This window comes from Sphingobacterium sp. NPDC055431 (genome assembly GCF_053644255.1).
On the sequence record NZ_JBSHLH010000023.1, the window covers coordinates 1 to 18,295 of the forward strand.

Here is an 18,295-nt window from a genome sequence, read left to right on the forward strand (position 1 = left end):
CTATAAATTACATATATAAGATATTACTACATGTAATTTTAAAAATACCCACACTAATTCTGTTCAATAAATAAAATTACTTAAAACGCTTTATATAGATAAAATATTGACTTTTTTAATATTTTTACGCCATTAATAACTATTTATTTAGCCGTAAGTCTAATTTTTATTAACAATTACAATTAAAAGATCAATTTTTTATGAAACAAAAATTACTCTGTCTTCTTTTTGTGTTTACATGCCTAATTGGGCAAACGTTTGCACAAAATCAAAATCTGAGTGGTACTGTGACCTCAGCGAATGACGGGCAGGCCTTGCCTGGTGTGTCGGTGCGTGTGTCTGGTTCAACGAATGCTACTCAAACAGATGCAAACGGAAAGTACACATTAACCAATGTGGCTTCTGGAAGTAGCATCACATTCTCATTTATCGGTTATTCGTCTCAAACGGTAACTTTTAACAACAATGCAGTTATCAATGTTCAATTAAGCTCAGCAGGTGAAGAACTTGATGAGGTGGTTGTCGTTGCCTATGGTACAGCTAAGAAATCTGAAGTAACAGGTTCCATGGCTACCATGAGTGCTGAAGATTTGGACAAACGTACCGTATCCAACGTTTCCAATGCATTAGCTGGTATGGCTCCAGGTATCTCTGTTTCTTCTGGAAACGGTCAGCCGGGGTCAGGTGCTAGCGTACGTTTGAGAGGTATCGGATCTATGAGTGCTTCAAGTTCTCCATTATATGTTGTAGACGGTGCTGTATTTGACGGTAACATCGGTGATATTAACGCTGATGATATCGAAAGCATCTCCATCTTAAAGGATGCGACTTCAGCTGCTCTTTATGGATCTAGAGCTGGTAACGGTGTGATCATGATCACAACGAAAAAAGGTCGCGGTCCGGCTAAATTAAATGTTGGCTTAACGCAAGGTATTACGGAAAGAGGTATCAAAGAATACGAAACAGTAGGAATCAATGATTATTATCCTGTTGCATTCCAGGCTATCAAAAACTCAAGAATGTTCCCTGCTAGCGGAGCTCAAGGTGCTTCAGAAGCAGATGCGAATAAATATGCATTCGATAATATCAAGAGATTCCTAGCTTACAACCCATTCAACGTTGCGGACAATGAAATCGTTTCAATGGACGGTACCATGAATCCAAATGCAGGTTTGAAATACGATGATTTCAACTGGTTTGATGCCATTCAACGTGTTGGAAAAAGAACTGATGCCAATATGAACATCGGCGGTAGCAACGAAAAAACTGACTACTACGTTTCATTAGGATATTTGAATGATGAAGGTTATATCTTAAACTCAGATTTCCAACGTTTCAATGGAAGGATCAATGTAAACTCTCAGATCAAAGATTGGTTAAAAGCAGGTGTTAACATTTCTGGTGCTATGTCTGAAGGTTCATTAGCTTCTGATGCTTCAACAGGTAATGGTAACTCCTACATCAACCCATTCTCATTCATCAGAGGTTTAGGTTCGATCTACCCAGTTCATGCATTTGATGCAACTACAGGAGCTCCAGTTGTTGACCCAGTTACTGGAGAACAATACTACGACTACGGAATGCATCCAGGCGCTGTAAACAGACCTTCAGGAGCAAGTCCGGGTAGACACGTTATTTACGAGACTATCTTGAATACTCGCCTGAACAAACGTACGATGTTAGGTGGTAGAGCTTTCTTGGATATTAAATTCTTGAAAGATTTCACATTCACACCTTCGGTTAGCATTGACCTTTCAAACAGAAACTTCGATTACTCTTGGAACAACCAAGTAGGTGATGGTGTTTCTTACAATGGTTTAGGTTCAGCTGAAAACTACATTACGAAATCATATACTTTCAACCAAGTATTGCAATATAGAAAATCATTTGATTTACATAACGTATCTGCAATAGCGGCTCACGAAAACTATGATTATCAATTCAGCAGCAGAAATGCGACCAAAACAGGACAGATTATTTCTGGAATCACTGAATTAGATAACTACGTAACTCCACTTTCTTCAGGAGGATACAAAAACGTGAACCGTCTTGAATCTTACTTCGCTAAGGCATCATATAACTACGATGAGAAGTATTATGCAGATGCATCATTCAGAACGGATGGTTCATCGATCTTCGATGATAGCAAAAGATGGGGTAATTTCTTCTCAGTAGGTGCTGCATGGGCTATCAACAAAGAAGACTTTATGTCAAGCGCTACTTGGATCAACGACTTGAGATTAAAAGCTTCATACGGTCAAGTTGGTGTCAACCACCTATTGGATGTAAACGGAAATACAATCTATTACGGATATCAAGCGCTTTACAACCTTGGATGGTCTAATGGTGGATTGCCAGGAACTGTTCTTAGTTCATTACCTAACCCTAACCTGACTTGGGAGTCTTCAAATACATTCAACCTAGGTGTGAACTTCGCTTTATTCAACAACAGATTAAGAGGTGAGGCTGAATACTACAAGAGAGGTTCAGACCAGTTATTACTATCCGTTCCACGTCCTCTTTCTTCTGCAGTTAGTACAGAATTCAGAAACGTTGGTTCGATGTACAATACAGGTTTTGAATTGTCATTATCAGGTGATATCGTAAGAAACGATAATTTCACTTGGACAATGACCAAAAACTTCACCACCTTCAAGAACGAAATCACGAAGATGCCGGTTGAATCTCCAGTTATTACTGCTGGAAACAAAAGAAGAGAAGTTGGAAGAGATTACTACTCTTTCTGGTTGAGACAATACGCTGGTGTTGACCAAGCTGATGGTGCTGCCCTTTACATCCCTGCAGAAGGTACTGCACAAGAGAACATCCGCGTAGTGGATGGTAAAGAATATGTAACCAACCAAAACTATGCGAAATTCGATTATTCAGGTACTTCAATTCCTGATGTAATGGGATCCATCATCAATACCTTCAACTATAAAGCATTCACATTGTCTTTCTTGTTGAACTACCAGATCGGTGGAAAAATCTATGATAGTAACTACGCTGGTTTGATGAGCACAAACTCATATGGTAAATCATACCATGTTGATGCGATGAAAGCATGGACTACATCAAATACTACAAGTGATATCCCTAGATTAGACCAAGCGAACAGCAACAACATCAATGCTGCTTCTACAAGATGGTTGACAAGCGCGTCTTACTTTAGCATTCAAAACGTAAACTTCCAATATAGATTACCAAGCAGCTTGTTGAACAAAATCGACTTGTCTACTGCACGCGTATTCTTAACTGGTGAGAACTTAGCCTTATTCTCAAAACGTAAAGGTATGAATCCTACAGAAAGCTTTGATGGATCTGTATCATCTACTTATTTGCCGACTCGTATTTTCAGCATCGGTGTAAATGTTGGATTTTAATTAGCAGCTGAATTATTATGAAAAAAAGAAATTTAACGATATATGCTTCCGTTTTACTTCTAGCTCTTAGCGGATGTAAAAAGGACTATTTGGAAACCGCTCCAACTGACAAAGTTTCTCAAGATGAAATCTTCAGTTCGATAGCCAATGCTAATACAGCATTGAACGGTATCTATAGATTTATGTTTGAGCGTACAACCGTAGTGGATTGGAATGTTCAAAACAAACCAGGTGTTGGTGGTATCATGCTAGGTCTTGACTTTATGGGCGAAGACTTAGGTATCAGTGATGCAAACTGGTTCGGTTCTACCGGTGAAGGTAACTGGCAAGGTGGTCGTAATGACAACCATAAATTGACTGAATACTATTATAGAACTTTCTACAAAATCATTGGTGACTCTAACTTTATCCTGGATAATGTAGATGGCCTTCCAGGAACTGATGAAGAGAAAAACAACCTGAAATCTCAAGCTTTGACGCTTAGAGCTTATGCTTACTCCAATCTGGTTCAGCTTTACGCTAAGAGATATGATGCAAGCACAGCTAACGATCAATTAGGTGTTCCTTTGGTATTGAAATCTTCAGATGGTGCGTTGCCAAGATCTACCGTGAAAGAAGTGTATGCTTCAATCATCAAGGATTTGGAAGAAGCGATCAGTTTGAATGTTGAATCAAGAGTTAACAAGTCTCATATCAACCTATATGTGACTTACGGTATACGTGCTAGAGTTGCTTTGACCATGCAGGACTACCCGAATGCAATCAAATATGCTCAATTGGTTATCGAGTCAGGAAGTTTCCCATTGATGAACCAAGATACGTACATGAAAGGATTCAATGATGCTCCTTCTATGTCTGAGTTTATGTGGGCTTCTATGCCAACACAGGATCAGATGGATGCATTCGGATCTTACTTTGCACAGATCGCTTACAATGCAAATACCTCTTTTATGCGTGCGAACCCTAAGAGAATCAACTCTGCATTGTATGACAAAATCTCTGAAACTGATATCAGAAAGAAACTATGGGAACCAAAACCAACTGCGGCTAACTTCCCATTGCCATTGGCATCTTTCGCTCGTCAAGAGTATATGACTAGGAAATTCTCTATCAAATCACCAGGTGGTGCTTTAGGAGATGTTCCTTTGATGAGATCGGCAGAAATGCACTTGATCTTGGCAGAAGCTTATGCAAGCTCAAACCAAACGGCTAATGCACAAGAAGCATTGTTCAACTTTGTAAAAGTTCGTGACCTTGAAGCGAAGAAATCAACCAACGGGGGTGCAGCTTTATTGGAAGAGATCTGGACCAACAGAAGAACAGAGCTTTGGGGTGAAGGTTTCAGGTTCTACGATTTGAAACGTTTGAACCAGCCTTTGGACAGAACTGTCGTTCCTAACTATGCTCCTGGAAGTGTAAATGGAATCGTAAAGGTTGCTGCCGGTGCTAAAGATTGGCAATTCTTGTTCCCATTGGCGGAATTGAATGCTAACGCGGAAATCAAACAAAACGATTAATTCGGTTTGTAAATAATAATCTGGAAGAGGTTGTCTGAAGAGACAACCTCTTCTTTTTTGAGGGAAAGGGAGAAGAAGGGGCATCGGCTCTGCTCTGCCAATGGGATGAAAGGTGGATTTGAACCAGGATGGAAGGGATAAGAGGATAGACCAAGATCATGGCATGAACCAGGATTGGGTTCCGCTCCGCTCACCCAACGAGGATGGGAGGATAGACCATGATTATGATCAACATTTCGCTGGAAAGTCCATCATACTGTAGGGACGTATCGAATACGCCCGCCCCCCAATGACTCTATTATCCTTATCCGAAGGTCACGGAAAGTACGCCAATTCTAATAATACTGTTTTTAATTAATCTATTTGATTTTTGATGTTGTTCTGAGATCCTTCTTGCGTACACAATATTGTCTTTTTTGCGACATACTGCCCTAGCAGGGCAGAATTATTTTAGAAAGGGTCTTGAACAAAAGAGGTGGTAACGAAAAACCGATGTTCGATTAATCGAACATCGGTTTTTCGCTAATTCCAGGCTATCATGCCGCGTCGGCTAAAATAATGAAACCCCTATAGGGTTCCATTTCTAAAATTTCAAAAACCAATGCTTTTTGCCAGCCTGCTGCTATCTTTATTTCTTCTGTACATTGTGGGCTGATGCTATTTAGAAATGCTTATAGATGGTCCATTAATAAAAACAATCCTTTTACCCTTTCACTAATGAAATTTCCTGGTAGGTATCAGAAATGGCAAAGATCCTATAGCCATGGTCATACAATAGCTTAAAGAATTTCTGTCCTTTTTCCTTACCATTGGGAAAGAACCTTTCGTGGGTTTCAACGAGGATTTGCTTGATGGGGATGCCAGAGTTTAATATCCCTTCCATGACAGCGTATTCAGAGCCCTCTATGTCCATCTTTAACACATCAATGGATTGGTGCCCCAAATCGTTGGCAATCTCTTTAAACTCCTTTAAAAGCACGTCTACAGAATCGTGTTCATCGACAAGGCTATGGTCGTAAACACTTCCGGAAACATGCTCCTTGTTTTTGGGAAGATGGAAGGTAACCATCTCCGTTTTTTCGCCCAAACCAAAAGGATGGAAATAAAACTGTTCTGGAGTTTCATTATTACGCACGTAATTGATAGACTTTGGGGTAGGATCGAAACCAAAAACCTTGGCTCCATGTTTGGCTATGATGGCTTTATCAAATGAAATATCCTCACCAATGCCAAATGAATATACGATCGCATTATCGGGAACCAAGCTTGGATCGACATAAAAGCCGCCATATCCATTGCCATACCATTCCTTTGCACGTTTTTCCTCTACGTCAATAAAAGCAATCTTTCCAATGCGCGCTTTAACCCAATATTCTAATCTTTTAAGTTTGTCGTTTCTTTCCATTCTTTGTGGTAGATTAATTTAAATATACCCAAAAAATGGAAAAATCCTAAACTTCTGAAATTGCGTTGATGATATCGTATTGGGTGATGATATTGATCCTTCCAAAATCATCTTCCACCAATACCGCTTGGGTATCTTTATTGATCAATCCAGAGATCTTATCAATGGAGGTGTTCAGGTCAACAAATGGAAAAGGTTTGGATGTAATCTCTTCCACTGCAGATGACTTTAACGATGGATTTTCGAGCAATGCCGAAAGAATATCCGATTCTGTGACCTTTCCGATTACCATACCCTGTTGGGTGACAGGTATTTGTGAAATGTTCAGCGATTTCATGATATTGAAGGTTTCCACAACAGTTTGGTTTGCATCTGCCGTGATGATGGCCTGTTCGCCACGTTTTTTGAGAATTGATTTTGCCGTTAGCTTCTCATCTTTTAAGAATCCTCTTTCGCGCAACCAATCCTCATTGTACATTTTTCCCATGTAACGAGATCCATGGTCATGGAAAATCACAACGACTACATCATCTTCTATCAGGTCTTTTCCTAATTGTAACAAACCTGCCAATGCAGCGCCGGCAGAATTTCCGGCAAAGATACCTTCCTTGCGTGCCAGGTCCCTGGTCATCAAGGCTGCATCTTTATCAGTGACCTTTTCAAACAGGTCTATCAGTGAAAAATCAACATTCTTCGGCAAGAAATCCTCACCTATACCTTCGGTGATATAGGGGTAGATTTCATTCTTGTCAAATATGCCAGTTTCCTTATATTTCTTGAATACGGAACCATAGGTGTCAATCCCCCAAACCTTGATGTTCGGGTTCTTCTCCCTCAAATATTTTGCGGTACCCGAGATAGTACCACCGGTTCCGACCCCTACGACCAAATGCGTAACCTTTCCTTCGGTCTGTTCCCAGATTTCCGGACCGGTCTGCTCATAATGGGCTTTAGTATTGGAAAGGTTGTCATATTGATTGGCCTTCCAGGCATTGGGAACCTCTTTCTCCAATCGGCTGGAAACCGAATAATAGGAGCGAGGATCCTCTGGATCTACGTTGGTAGGACAGACGATCACTTCAGCACCAAAGGCACGAAGGGCATCGATCTTCTCTTTCGACTGCTTATCCGTGGTGGTAAAAATACAGCGATAACCTTTTACTACGGCCGCCATTGCCAATCCCATTCCTGTATTTCCCGAAGTCCCTTCGATAATGGTGCCTCCAGGTTTCAGTAAACCGGCTTCTTCAGCATCCTCAATCATCTTCAAGGCCATACGGTCCTTGATGGAGTTTCCAGGATTGCTTGTTTCGATCTTGGCTAAAATAGTTCCCTTTAAATTCTCAGTTATCTTATTTAGTTTGACCAAAGGTGTATTTCCAATGGTTTCTAAAATGTTATTATACCACATAGGTGAAGTTTTGTGTCTGTTTGTTGTCTACCACAAAAGTAGATATTTTTTAGAACTTCAGGTGTTTTACCGTTAAGCCATTGTTGATTAATTGCTTTAAGGCATCAATTCCAATTTTTACATGGGTTTCCACATAAGATTTGGTAACCGTCACATCAGATTTGTCTGTTTTAACGCCTTCCGGTACCATTGGTTGGTCTGAAACCAATAATAGGGCACCAGTAGGGATCTTGTTGGCAAATCCTACCGAAAAGATCGTTGCAGTCTCCATATCTACGGCCATGGCACGGATGCTCTTTAGGTATTTCTTAAACTGCTTGTCATGCTCCCAAACGCGACGGTTGGTGGTATAGACAGTTCCGGTCCAGTAATCACGGGAGTGGTCCCTAATGGTGGTGGAAATGGCTTTCTGCAGAGCGAAGGCCGGTAGTGATGGTACTTCAGGTGGCAGATAATCATTGGAAGTCCCTTCTCCACGGATCGCAGCGATCGGAAGGATCAGTTCACCTACATCTATTTTCTTCTTTAATACCCCTGTTTTACCTAGGAATAGCACTGCTTTCGGGTGGATGGCTGTCAATAGGTCCATCACGGTTGCAGCAACGGGAGAACCCATACCAAAATTGATGATGGTAATGCCGTCTGCGGTACAGGTCTGCATCGGTTTGTCCTCGCCCATGATCGGCGCGTCGCCATGCATCTGCGAAAACAACTTCACATAATTGCTGAAATTTGTCAATAATATATATTCCCCAAATTCTTCCAAGGGTCTACCCGTATAACGAGGCAGCCAATTGTTCACGATATCTTCTTTTGTCTTTAATCCTGCTTTAATAGGGGAGTTTACCTCTTCGATATTTTCTTGTTTTTCGTCTTTTTTCTTAGTCATAATTTCATCCTTTCTTAATAATTTCCTAATACAAAAAACCCTCGCGTGATTGGCGAGGGTTTAGATTTTTATGCGACTTGCAGTTTCTTAAAGTCCGTCTTAGCAAACTTGTTCTTTGCATAATCCAGACTGATCTGCAAGGTCTTGTCTTCTGAATTTTCCTTATTGCTCGGTGTTTCGAACATGGCATCCAGCATGATTGCCTCACAAATGCTCCGTAACCCACGGGCCCCTAATTTGAATTCCCAAGCTTTGTCAACGATGAAGTCATAAACCTCTGGCTCGAATGACAGCTTGATCCCTTCGTACTCAAACAACTTGATGTACTGTTTTACCAAGGCGTTCTTAGGTCGGGTAAGGATATTCAACAAAGTTTCCTTATCCAATGGGTTCAGATGCGTAAGAACTGGCAAACGACCGATCAACTCAGGGATCAATCCGAAGTTCTTAAGATCTTGCGGAGTGATGTATTTATACAAGTTGTTCAGGTCAATTTCCTGATCCTCATCTTTCATTTTATATCCAACAGTTTGAGTTCTCAATCTGTTTGCGATTTTCTTTTGGATACCGTCAAATGCACCACCACAGATAAACAGGATGTTGCTGGTATTTACCGAGATCATTTTCTGATCAGGGTGCTTACGGCCACCTTGAGGAGGAACATTGACATTGGTTCCTTCCAAGATCTTCAATAATGCTTGTTGAACGCCTTCACCTGAAACATCACGGGTGATCGATGGGTTATCGCTTTTTCTAGCGATCTTGTCAATCTCATCGATATAGATGATTCCACGTTCTGCGGCAGCGACGTCATAGTCTGCAGCTTGCAGTAATCTGGTCAAGATGCTTTCCACATCTTCACCGACATATCCTGCTTCTGTCAAAACTGTAGCATCCACGATACAGAATGGCACGTTCAAGATCTTGGCAACGGTCTTTGCCAATAAGGTTTTACCTGTTCCGGTCTCTCCGACGATAATCAAGTTGGATTTTTCAATCTCGGTCTCATCCGACTCAACACGTTGGTTTAAACGTTTGTAATGGTTGTAAACCGCTACAGAGATGACTTTCTTCGCATCATCTTGTCCAATCACGTATTGATCCAAATGTTCCTTGATTTCCTTTGGACGGATTAATTTAAGAGCAGTTTGAATAGATTTATTCTTGCGTTGCTTAAGCTCTTCCGCCAAAATCTCCCCAGCTTGTTGCACACATCTGTCGCAGATATGCGCACCATCACCCGCAATAAGCATTTGCGCTTCATTTTTACTGATTCCGCAAAATGAGCAATGGATATCTCTATTGTTCGATTTACTCATTGTTATTATTTTGTTTCTTTCTTCTTCGGTAGCAATACCTCATCTATCATACCAAATTCTTTGGCTTCAGCGGCACGCATCCAATAATCACGGTCTGATGACTTCTCAACCCAGTCATAAGTCTGGCCAGAGTGATCAGCGATGATCGTGTATAATTCTTCTTTTAATTTCAACATTTCACGCAGGTTGATCTCCATATCTGCAGCTACACCTTGTGCACCTCCAGATGGTTGGTGGATCATCACACGGGAGTGACGCAATGCTGCACGTTTACCTTTAGCACCTGCCACTAATAATACAGCACCCATAGAGGCTGCCATTCCTGTACAGATCGTTGCTACATCAGGAGAGATGTACTGCATGGTATCATAGATGCCTAGCCCTGCATATACACTGCCACCTGGTGAATTGATATAGATCTGTATGTCACGTTGCGCATCGGTCGATTGCAAGAACAATAACTGTGCTTGAACGATATTTGCAACCTGATCATTGATGCCATCTCCTAAAAAGATGATACGGTCCATCATCAAACGTGAAAATACGTCCATCTGAGCTACATTCAGTTGTCTCTCTTCTATGATGTATGGCGTAAGATTGCTCGGAATTTGTTGTTGTAGTCTAGAAATGTAACCATCTACATGTTGGCTTCCAATTCTATGATGCTTGATAGCATACTTTCTAAATTCGTTTTTATCTATATTCATGTGATTCTTTCTGTCTTTATGCTACTAATATAATATTTATTTTAATATCCAAAATTTTCCTGCCCAAAAGATGGCAGTTCCGTTATAAATGTAAATTTCTCCTCCTCGAAATCTATCCTGCAATAATAATGCTCAATTCCATTACTGACCAAAAGAAGGGGGATTTTATAAATACTGTTGTAATTTGCGATCTGTTCGAATGTTTTTTCGGTAATTTTGACAGATGGAGCCTTGAATTCTGCCAAAAGTACGCGCGATCCTTCTCGGTCATAAATCACCAGATCACTCCTTTTCTGCAGGCTGTTCAGGGATAGGCCGCCCTCGATCTTCATTAAGGACATCGGGTACTGATAGTGCCTGTTCAGATGACTGACCCAATGTTGTCGTACCCACTCCTCCGGTGTCAACAAAAGATGCTTTTTCCGCAGCTCGTCGAAAATATAATACTGATCCTGTTTTTTGCTGATTTTTGCCGGAAAGGGCGGTAAGTTCAAAGGAACCGGTCTAAACATTTACAAAATTACGAAATTTTCCAACCTTTTCCAACAAGCAAAAGTCTATGTATTTTCGTACTTTCGTACAGCATGAATGTCCAATCCATTTTATCCGATATCAAGAAAAAAAAACTCGCCCCAGTTTACCTACTGCATGGTGAAGAACCTTACTTTATCGACCTGATTTCTGATGCCATAGAACATACCGTCCTCGACGATGCCCAAAAGGGTTTCGACCAGTCGGTCGTGTACGGTAAGGATGCGGACTTCTCCAGCATTATCAGCATGGCCAAACGCTATCCCATGATGAGTGACCATCAGGTCATTGTGGTCAAGGAAGCGCAGAACCTGAAATGGAAGGATGATGAACTCCTGCAAAAATACCTAGAACAGCCAACTCCTTCAACCGTATTGGTTTTTGCCCATAAATACAGCAAGTTTGATAAGCGGAAAAAATCCTTTAAATTATTGGAAAAGGCAGGAGTGGTGCTGGAATCCAATAAGCTCTATGAAGATAAGGTGGCAGCCTGGATCAATGAGCAGCTGAATGCTTCAGGGAGAAGGGTGCATCCGCAGGCAGCTGCCCTGATGGCCGAATACTTGGGCACCGATCTATCTAAGATTGCCAATGAAATCGAAAAACTGCAACTGAATATTCCTGCAGACAAAGAAATCAGCACTGTGGATGTGGAGCAGAACATCGGTATCAGCAAGGACTTCAATGTGTTTGAATTGAATACCGCACTTTCCAAGCGAAATGCGCTGAAAGCTTTCCAGATCGTGGATTATTTTGCTGCGAATCCAAAGAGTAACCCAATGCCGGTGGTGATCGGCTCGCTGGGTACCTATTTCACCAAGATCCTCAAATACCATTACCTACCCGATAAATCTTCCGCCGTGGCTGCAAAGCAGCTTGGGGTACATCCGTTTTTTGTCAAGGAATACGAATATGCCGCTAGGAACTTCAATAGAAGGAAAACCTTTGAAATCATCCATCTGATCAAGGAATTCGACCTGAAATCAAAAGGAATGAATGTAGGACACCTGACTGAATCCGGTGATCTGTTGACCGAACTGATCTATAAAATATTAAACTAAAAACATGCAAAAGCTATTTTCCCTTCTTATCCTGATGCTGATCAGTAGCTTGGGTTTTGCCCAAAGCTCCTATTATACCTTAATTCAAGGTGGTGGAAATCTTGGCCTCCGTAATCCCGGTTATGAAGGCACCTTCAATGGATATTCCCTGCATTTTATTTTTGGAAAGAACTTTGATGATAAAGCCTATTTAGGGCTAGGGATTGGTAATGAAACCCTGAAAGGAGATTACAGCAAATCTGGGGAAGTAGTAAATACCGATGGGAGGAAATCCAAATATGACCGTAATCTTTTTCCAATATTCATTGATGCAAGATTGCCAGTGAAGGATTTTGGTCAAGCATCCAGAATCGGTTTCTTGGCTAATGCTGGTTATTCTGCGAGTATCGGTCCGGTCTATGATAAAGGCTTTATGGGCAAAGCAGGTGTCTTTTACCTTTTTGACTCCCTGAGCAAAACCAAATTCACCGTTTCAGCAACCTATGCCTACCAACAACTGCATGGTAGTTTTTATACCAGCAATTTCGATCATCAACATCTGAACCTTTCCGTGGGGATTATGCTGAAGTAAGGTGTTTTCATGCTGAGGTCCATTCGAAGAAACTTGGGGAGAATGCACTCCTTTAATATCAATCAATATGGATAATATTGTGTATTTTCTTGTATCGTCAATTTCCCTTTTTTTGTCATGTTGAGGGTTAAAAATTTGAACTAAATTTATTGGAAGGTGATGACAGCATGTTGGCAATGAAAATCTATTAGCTCTTTTATTTTTAAATATAGACCCCCTTTTGGGGTTCCATTATTTTAGCTGGCATAGCACGTTAGCCTGAAAGTCGCGCAAAAACGATGTTCGATTAATCGAACATCGTTTTTGCATTAGCCCTATATTGTTTACCATCCATGCTAAAATAATTCATCCCCTCCAGGGATGTATGGCGGATAAAAAATATTCTCCTGGAAAATTAAGATAGGTCTAAATACCTAGGAACACAGTTCATTGGTAGGAACGAAACATCTCGGAACAGTACATACTTTTACCTGAACAGAAAAAAATGTATTGGCGTACATTTCCTGTACCGAAGGTAGAAGAAAACAGAGTCTTTGGGGCTGGGCGTATTCGATACGCCCCAACAGTATGATGGACTTTCCAGCGAAATGTTGATCATAATCTTGGTCTATCCTCCCATCCTCGTTGGGTGAGCGGAGCGGAACCCCATCCTGGTTCATGCCATGATCTTGGTCTATCCTCTTATCCCTTCCATCCTGGTTCAAAACCAACAACCATACAAACAGCCCCTTCTACGTATTCAAAATTCCTTAACATGGAAAACTCGCTTCTTCCTTAGAAATTGTATAGATTTAAAGCATCGCACTTCACAATAAGTTTTCCGATTCCATTTTTGTTGAAATCAAAAATTAAAAATTTTTAAGATCTATTGGACATCAATCGGACCTTATTCGAGGCATATATTGAAAATTCCGAATATGCCTCGAATGAGAGTAAAAGGAATCCCGAAGGTTCTTGCCAAAAACTTTCATTATTTTTTTAACTTTCTTCCCCTCATCTAGTCTAGTACGTCCTATGTGTCGGATGGCATATGCCTAAAATCTTGGGAAGATATCAAACAAAAAAGGCTCGTTCATTGCTGAACGAGCCTTTAAAAATATGGAGTTAAACTAAATTAGTGCGCACTTAGGCTTTTCTTTTTCTCCTCATCGAAACTAGCTTCCAATTCTGCTAATTTCTTTTTACCGTAAGCCATTCGTGTAATCACGACGAAAAGCACCGGTACGATAAAGATGGCAAGGAAAGTTGCTGCGGTCATACCCCCGAATACGGTCCAGCCGATAGTCTGTCTTGATACAGCACCTGCACCTGTAGACAACATCAATGGGATAATACCTAAGATAAATGCCAATGAGGTCATGATGATCGGACGCAGACGAAGTTTGACAGCGTCTAGCGTTGCTTCAACCAGGTTCATTCCGATATCCACCCGTTCCTTGGCAAATTCCACGATCAAGATCGCGTTCTTGGCCGCCAAACCGATAATGGTAACCAAACCAATCTGTGCATAGATGTTATTGTCCAAGTTAGGTAATAAGGTCAATGCCAAGATCGCTCCGAATATACCTAGAGGTACAGATAACAGGATGGAGAATGGTACCGACCAACTTTCATATAATGAAGCCAATAACAAGAACACGAACAAGATACAGAGTGCAAAGATCTGGATGGTTTTGCTACCCGACTGTTTCTCTTGCAGGGATAGTCCTGAGAATTCATACGAATATCCATCGGAAAGGGTCTGAGCAGCTACTTCCTCCAATGCGCGGATGGCATCACCGGATGAGTAACCTGGACCAGCCTCTCCAGAAATCTGGATCGAACGGAAAATGTTAAAGTGATTGACGATCGAAGGGTTTGTTGTCAGTTCATATCTCACTAAGTTTGAGATAGGCACTGGTTGACCCTGAACGTTTTTCACATATAATTTATTGATGTCTTCGATATGCATACGGTAGCTGGTATCTGCCTGTGTTACTACACGGAAGTTACGGCCGTATTTGGTGAAGTCATTCACATAGCTACTACCTAAGTAAGAAGATATAGTGCTATAGATATTGGAAACGGGAACACCCATACGTTTAGCCATTTCACGGTCTACCTGTAATTTGTAGTTCGGTGAATTACTGTTGAAAAGGGTATAGGCCATTCCAATTTCAGGGCGTTGGTTTGCAGCAGCCAAGAATCGGCCAACCATTGCTTCGAAATCTTTGATATCGACGGTCTGTCTATCCTGGATCTCCATGGTGAAACCACCCGCGGTACCCAAACCAGGGATTGGCGGCGGAGTTGCAGCAATTACAGTAGCCTTCGAATAGCCTCGATATTTACCCATGATGGCACCTGTGATATCAGATACGGTTTTCTGTCTTTCATCCCATGGTTTTAAGGATACGAAAAGGGATGCACCGTTTGGTTTTGCAGAACGGTTCAATAAGTTCATACCGTTGATGGAAGTCACATAGTTGATTTCTGGGAATTCCTTACGAAGATCGTTCGTCAATTCCGTCAAGACTTCTTCGGTTCGTGCACTGGATGCCCCTTCTGGTAAGCTGACTCCCATAAAGAAGATACCACCATCCTCATTAGGGATAAATCCGGCTTTCTTAGCGCTAAACATCCATCCGGTTCCTACGAAGATACAGACCAAGATAATCAATACCAGTGGAGCTGACTTAATCGCTTTTTTAACACCTTTGGAATATCGGTAGGTCACCTTGTCGAACCAAACGTTGAATTTATAGAAGAATTTGTTCAGACCCTTGGAGTCCTTTGTTGTTGCCGAAGGTTTCAACATGATCGAACATAAGGCAGGCGTCAGGGAAAGTGCAATAAATGCCGAAAGCATTACGGATACAGCAATGGTAATCGCAAACTGTTGGTACAGTTTACCAACCATCCCTGGGATAAATCCTACCGGAACGAATACCGCTGCCAAGATCAGGGCAATGGCAATAACGGGCGCTGTAATATCCTTCATGGCACGCATGGTCGCTTCTTTCGCATCCATCTTATAATGGTCGATATAATGCTGGACGGCCTCCACCACTACGATGGCATCATCCACTACGATACCGATGGCGAGTACGAATGCCAACATCGTTAAGTTGTTGATCGAGAAGCCAAATAAGGTAAAGAAGATAAATGTACCCACAATGGATACTGGAATCGCCAATAATGGGATCAAGGTTGCTCTCCAACTTTGTAGGAAGAAGAATACCACTAAGGTTACCAAGATCATGGCTTCGATTAGGGTATGGATTACGGAACTGATGGAAGCGTTTACCACCGATACAGTTTCATAACCTACAACATAATCAACACCTGTAGGGAATGACTTCTTCAATTCCTCCAAGGTTTTATAGATACCATCGGCAGTTTCCACCGCATTACCACCAGGGGTTTGGGAAATCATCATACCCGATGCTGTATTTCCATTTACCTTGTTGGTAATACCGTAGTTAAATTGTCCTAGTTCTACTCTAGCTATATCTTTCAAAAGCACGATGGAACCATCTGCATTTGTCTTTACTACGATGTTTTCAAATTGGTCCACTTCCTCCAAATCGGAGTCCATTACGATTGGGTATTCAAATACCTGCATGTTTTCCTGAGGACGGGCACCTACCGAACCACCCGGCATACGGGAGTTCTGTTCTTGGATAGCTGTATTGACATCTGCTGGAGACATCCCGATGTTAGCAAGTTTATTGGCATCTAACCATACACGCATGGCGAATGGTTGACCGAAAGCTTGCACATCACCCACCCCAGGGACACGCAATAAGGCGTCTTTCAGGTAAAGGTTGATGTAGTTGGATAGGAAGTTGATATCGCGGCTACCATCTGGGGATACCAAGGAAACCATCATCAAGATATCGGTATTAACCTTACGCGTGGTTACCCCTAAACGGCGTACAGCCTCTGGCAATACGGGTTCTGCGATACTCACACGGTTCTGTACGTCCAGGGTTGCGATATCGATATCGGTACCTACTTCAAAAGTTACCGTGATACGGGAACCACCATCGGAGGTTGAGTTGGAACTCATATAGATCATTCCGGGAGTACCGTTGATCTGACTCTCGATAGGTGTCGTTACTGTTTTTTCTACTGTTTGTGCATCCGCACCTGTATAGGTTGCTGAAACCGATACAGTAGGGGGCGCAATATTGGGATATTGACTGATAGGTAAGGTTGTGATCGCGATAACCCCAATGATCGAAATCAAAATGGATACCACCATCGCCGTTACCGGCCTTTTTATAAATACTTCTGAGATCATTCGTTAATTATATTTTGTGGAACAGCACTTATTTTTTCGGTTGAGCTTGAGGTTGTTGAGGAGCCATTGTGGCTTTGTCCACAACCTTTGCGCCTGGTTTCAATGAGGTTACCCCATCAACGACGATTTTCTCTCCTGGGTTGATACCTTTTGTAATCACGACACGGTCGCCTAATTTTTGTCCTAATGTTACTTGTTTCAAGTCCACAGTACTACTGTCGGTTACCGTATAAACAGAGAATGAACCTAACTGCTCAAAGATGGCACGGTAAGGAATTACCACAGCTTCTTCTTTTGAAGTACTTACCACATTCAAGTTCAAGTTCATACCTGCACGTAAAGTATTGTTGGGATTGTCGAAAGTAGCTCTAACCTTTAAAGTACCTGTTTGAGGATCCACTGCACGGTCAATTGTTGAGATTCTACCATGAGAACCATAAGTACTTGCATCTGGCAAAGTCAAGTTGATCTGTGTACTTGATTTACCTGATTGAAGGTTGCTGAACTCCATGATCTCTTTTTCATTGATCTGGAATTCTACAGCAATTGGGTTTGTTGAACTGATGGTGTTCAATAAGGTTGTTCCGGCTGATACTAAAGCGCCATTACGCACTTGGGAGATACCAATGGTACCTGAGAAAGGTGCGACGATGCTAGAACGTTGCAAGTTAACTCTAGCAGTAGTTAAAGCAGCTTCGGCAGCTTGAACCTGTGCTTTTTGATTATTGACATCAGTGAATGCATAATCCAATGTTTGTTTAGCGATCGCATCTTTATCTGCTAGGGTCTGATAGCGTTGCAAGTCTTTTTCCACACGAGCTAGGTTAGCTCTAGCGATTTCCAGATTTGCTTTGGCTTGGTCGACTGCAGCTGCATAACGAACGCGGTCGATATCATATAGTTTCTGTCCTTTGCTGACATGGGCACCATCAGCAACGCTGATATTGGTGATATAGCCAGAGACTTCTGCTCTAATTTCAGTTTCTTGTAATGGAACAACGTTCGCTGGATAGCTATGCTGTCCTGAAACGATTTCATGTTGTACAACAGCCATGGTAACAGGCATGGCCTGCGCTTGCATCTGCCCAGGACCTTGTTGTTTTGATCCCTCTTTGTTGCCACAAGCTGTAAAGAACAGTCCAGAGCCTAAAAGTATTGTTGAAAATAAACGAGTTGTATTCATGTTTTCGTAGTTTCTTATGTGAATTGTATTGTG

Annotated in this window: 14 protein-coding genes; 5 read left to right on the top strand and 9 right to left on the bottom strand. The window is 41.6% G+C overall.

Going from position 1 to position 18,295, the window contains the following annotated elements; genetic code table 11:
• Positions 1-200 precede the first annotated feature (200 nt).
• The 3 genes from ACWIB3_RS16370 (at position 201) to ACWIB3_RS16380 (ending at position 5,162) form a co-directional block, all read left to right on the top strand.
• On the top strand, positions 201-3,383 hold the full coding sequence (locus ACWIB3_RS16370; RefSeq protein WP_185218183.1) for a SusC/RagA family TonB-linked outer membrane protein: 3,183 nt from the start codon (positions 201-203) through the stop codon (positions 3,381-3,383).
• Positions 3,384-3,400: 17 nt separating this feature from the next.
• Positions 3,401-4,900, top strand: a complete 1,500-nt coding sequence (locus tag ACWIB3_RS16375; RefSeq protein WP_454292156.1) for a RagB/SusD family nutrient uptake outer membrane protein — start codon at positions 3,401-3,403, stop codon at positions 4,898-4,900.
• Between the two features lie 112 nt (positions 4,901-5,012).
• Positions 5,013-5,162: a hypothetical protein gene (locus ACWIB3_RS16380; RefSeq protein ID WP_185210427.1), complete on the top strand. Its 150-nt coding sequence runs from the start codon at positions 5,013-5,015 to the stop codon at positions 5,160-5,162.
• A 441-nt stretch (positions 5,163-5,603) separates the two neighbouring features.
• Here the strand turns inward: ACWIB3_RS16380 and ACWIB3_RS16385 are convergent, their stop codons facing one another.
• From ACWIB3_RS16385 to ACWIB3_RS16410, 6 genes are all read right to left on the bottom strand, one after another.
• A complete protein-coding gene (locus ACWIB3_RS16385; RefSeq protein ID WP_185210426.1) occupies positions 5,604-6,305 on the bottom strand; it encodes an FkbM family methyltransferase in 702 nt (233 codons plus the stop codon).
• Positions 6,306-6,351: 46 nt separating this feature from the next.
• On the bottom strand, positions 6,352-7,716 hold the full coding sequence (locus tag ACWIB3_RS16390; protein ID WP_454292157.1) for a pyridoxal-phosphate dependent enzyme: 1,365 nt from the start codon (positions 7,714-7,716) through the stop codon (positions 6,352-6,354).
• Positions 7,717-7,765: 49 nt separating this feature from the next.
• Positions 7,766-8,605 carry an AMP nucleosidase gene (locus ACWIB3_RS16395; protein ID WP_185210424.1) on the bottom strand — a complete coding sequence of 280 codons (840 nt, stop codon included), beginning with the start codon at positions 8,603-8,605 and terminating at the stop codon, positions 7,766-7,768.
• Between the two features lie 68 nt (positions 8,606-8,673).
• A complete protein-coding gene (gene clpX / locus ACWIB3_RS16400) occupies positions 8,674-9,924 on the bottom strand; it encodes an ATP-dependent Clp protease ATP-binding subunit ClpX (RefSeq protein WP_185210423.1) in 1,251 nt (416 codons plus the stop codon).
• 5 nt (positions 9,925-9,929) lie between these two features.
• Positions 9,930-10,631 carry an ATP-dependent Clp endopeptidase proteolytic subunit ClpP gene (gene clpP / locus ACWIB3_RS16405; protein WP_093098991.1) on the bottom strand — a complete coding sequence of 234 codons (702 nt, stop codon included), beginning with the start codon at positions 10,629-10,631 and terminating at the stop codon, positions 9,930-9,932.
• Positions 10,632-10,672: 41 nt separating this feature from the next.
• A complete protein-coding gene (locus ACWIB3_RS16410) occupies positions 10,673-11,143 on the bottom strand; it encodes a type I restriction enzyme HsdR N-terminal domain-containing protein (RefSeq protein WP_185210422.1) in 471 nt (156 codons plus the stop codon).
• 72 nt (positions 11,144-11,215) lie between these two features.
• Here ACWIB3_RS16410 and holA point away from each other — a divergent pair, with 72 nt between their 5' ends.
• Positions 11,216-12,223 carry a DNA polymerase III subunit delta gene (gene holA / locus ACWIB3_RS16415; RefSeq protein WP_185210421.1) on the top strand — a complete coding sequence of 336 codons (1,008 nt, stop codon included), beginning with the start codon at positions 11,216-11,218 and terminating at the stop codon, positions 12,221-12,223.
• 4 nt (positions 12,224-12,227) lie between these two features.
• Positions 12,228-12,794, top strand: coding sequence for a hypothetical protein (locus ACWIB3_RS16420; RefSeq protein WP_454292158.1), 567 nt, complete (start codon positions 12,228-12,230; stop codon positions 12,792-12,794).
• A gap of 413 nt (positions 12,795-13,207) precedes the next feature.
• Here ACWIB3_RS16420 and ACWIB3_RS16425 read toward each other — a convergent pair whose 3' ends face one another.
• The 3 genes from ACWIB3_RS16425 to ACWIB3_RS16435 all read right to left on the bottom strand — a co-directional run bounded on the left by ACWIB3_RS16425 (position 13,208) and on the right by ACWIB3_RS16435 (position 18,262).
• Positions 13,208-13,498, bottom strand: coding sequence for a hypothetical protein (locus ACWIB3_RS16425; protein ID WP_454292159.1), 291 nt, complete (start codon positions 13,496-13,498; stop codon positions 13,208-13,210).
• 410 nt (positions 13,499-13,908) lie between these two features.
• Positions 13,909-17,079, bottom strand: coding sequence for an efflux RND transporter permease subunit (locus ACWIB3_RS16430; RefSeq protein ID WP_454292160.1), 3,171 nt, complete (start codon positions 17,077-17,079; stop codon positions 13,909-13,911).
• 28 nt (positions 17,080-17,107) lie between these two features.
• Positions 17,108-18,262, bottom strand: a complete 1,155-nt coding sequence (locus ACWIB3_RS16435) for an efflux RND transporter periplasmic adaptor subunit (protein ID WP_185210418.1) — start codon at positions 18,260-18,262, stop codon at positions 17,108-17,110.
• Positions 18,263-18,295 lie beyond the last annotated feature (33 nt).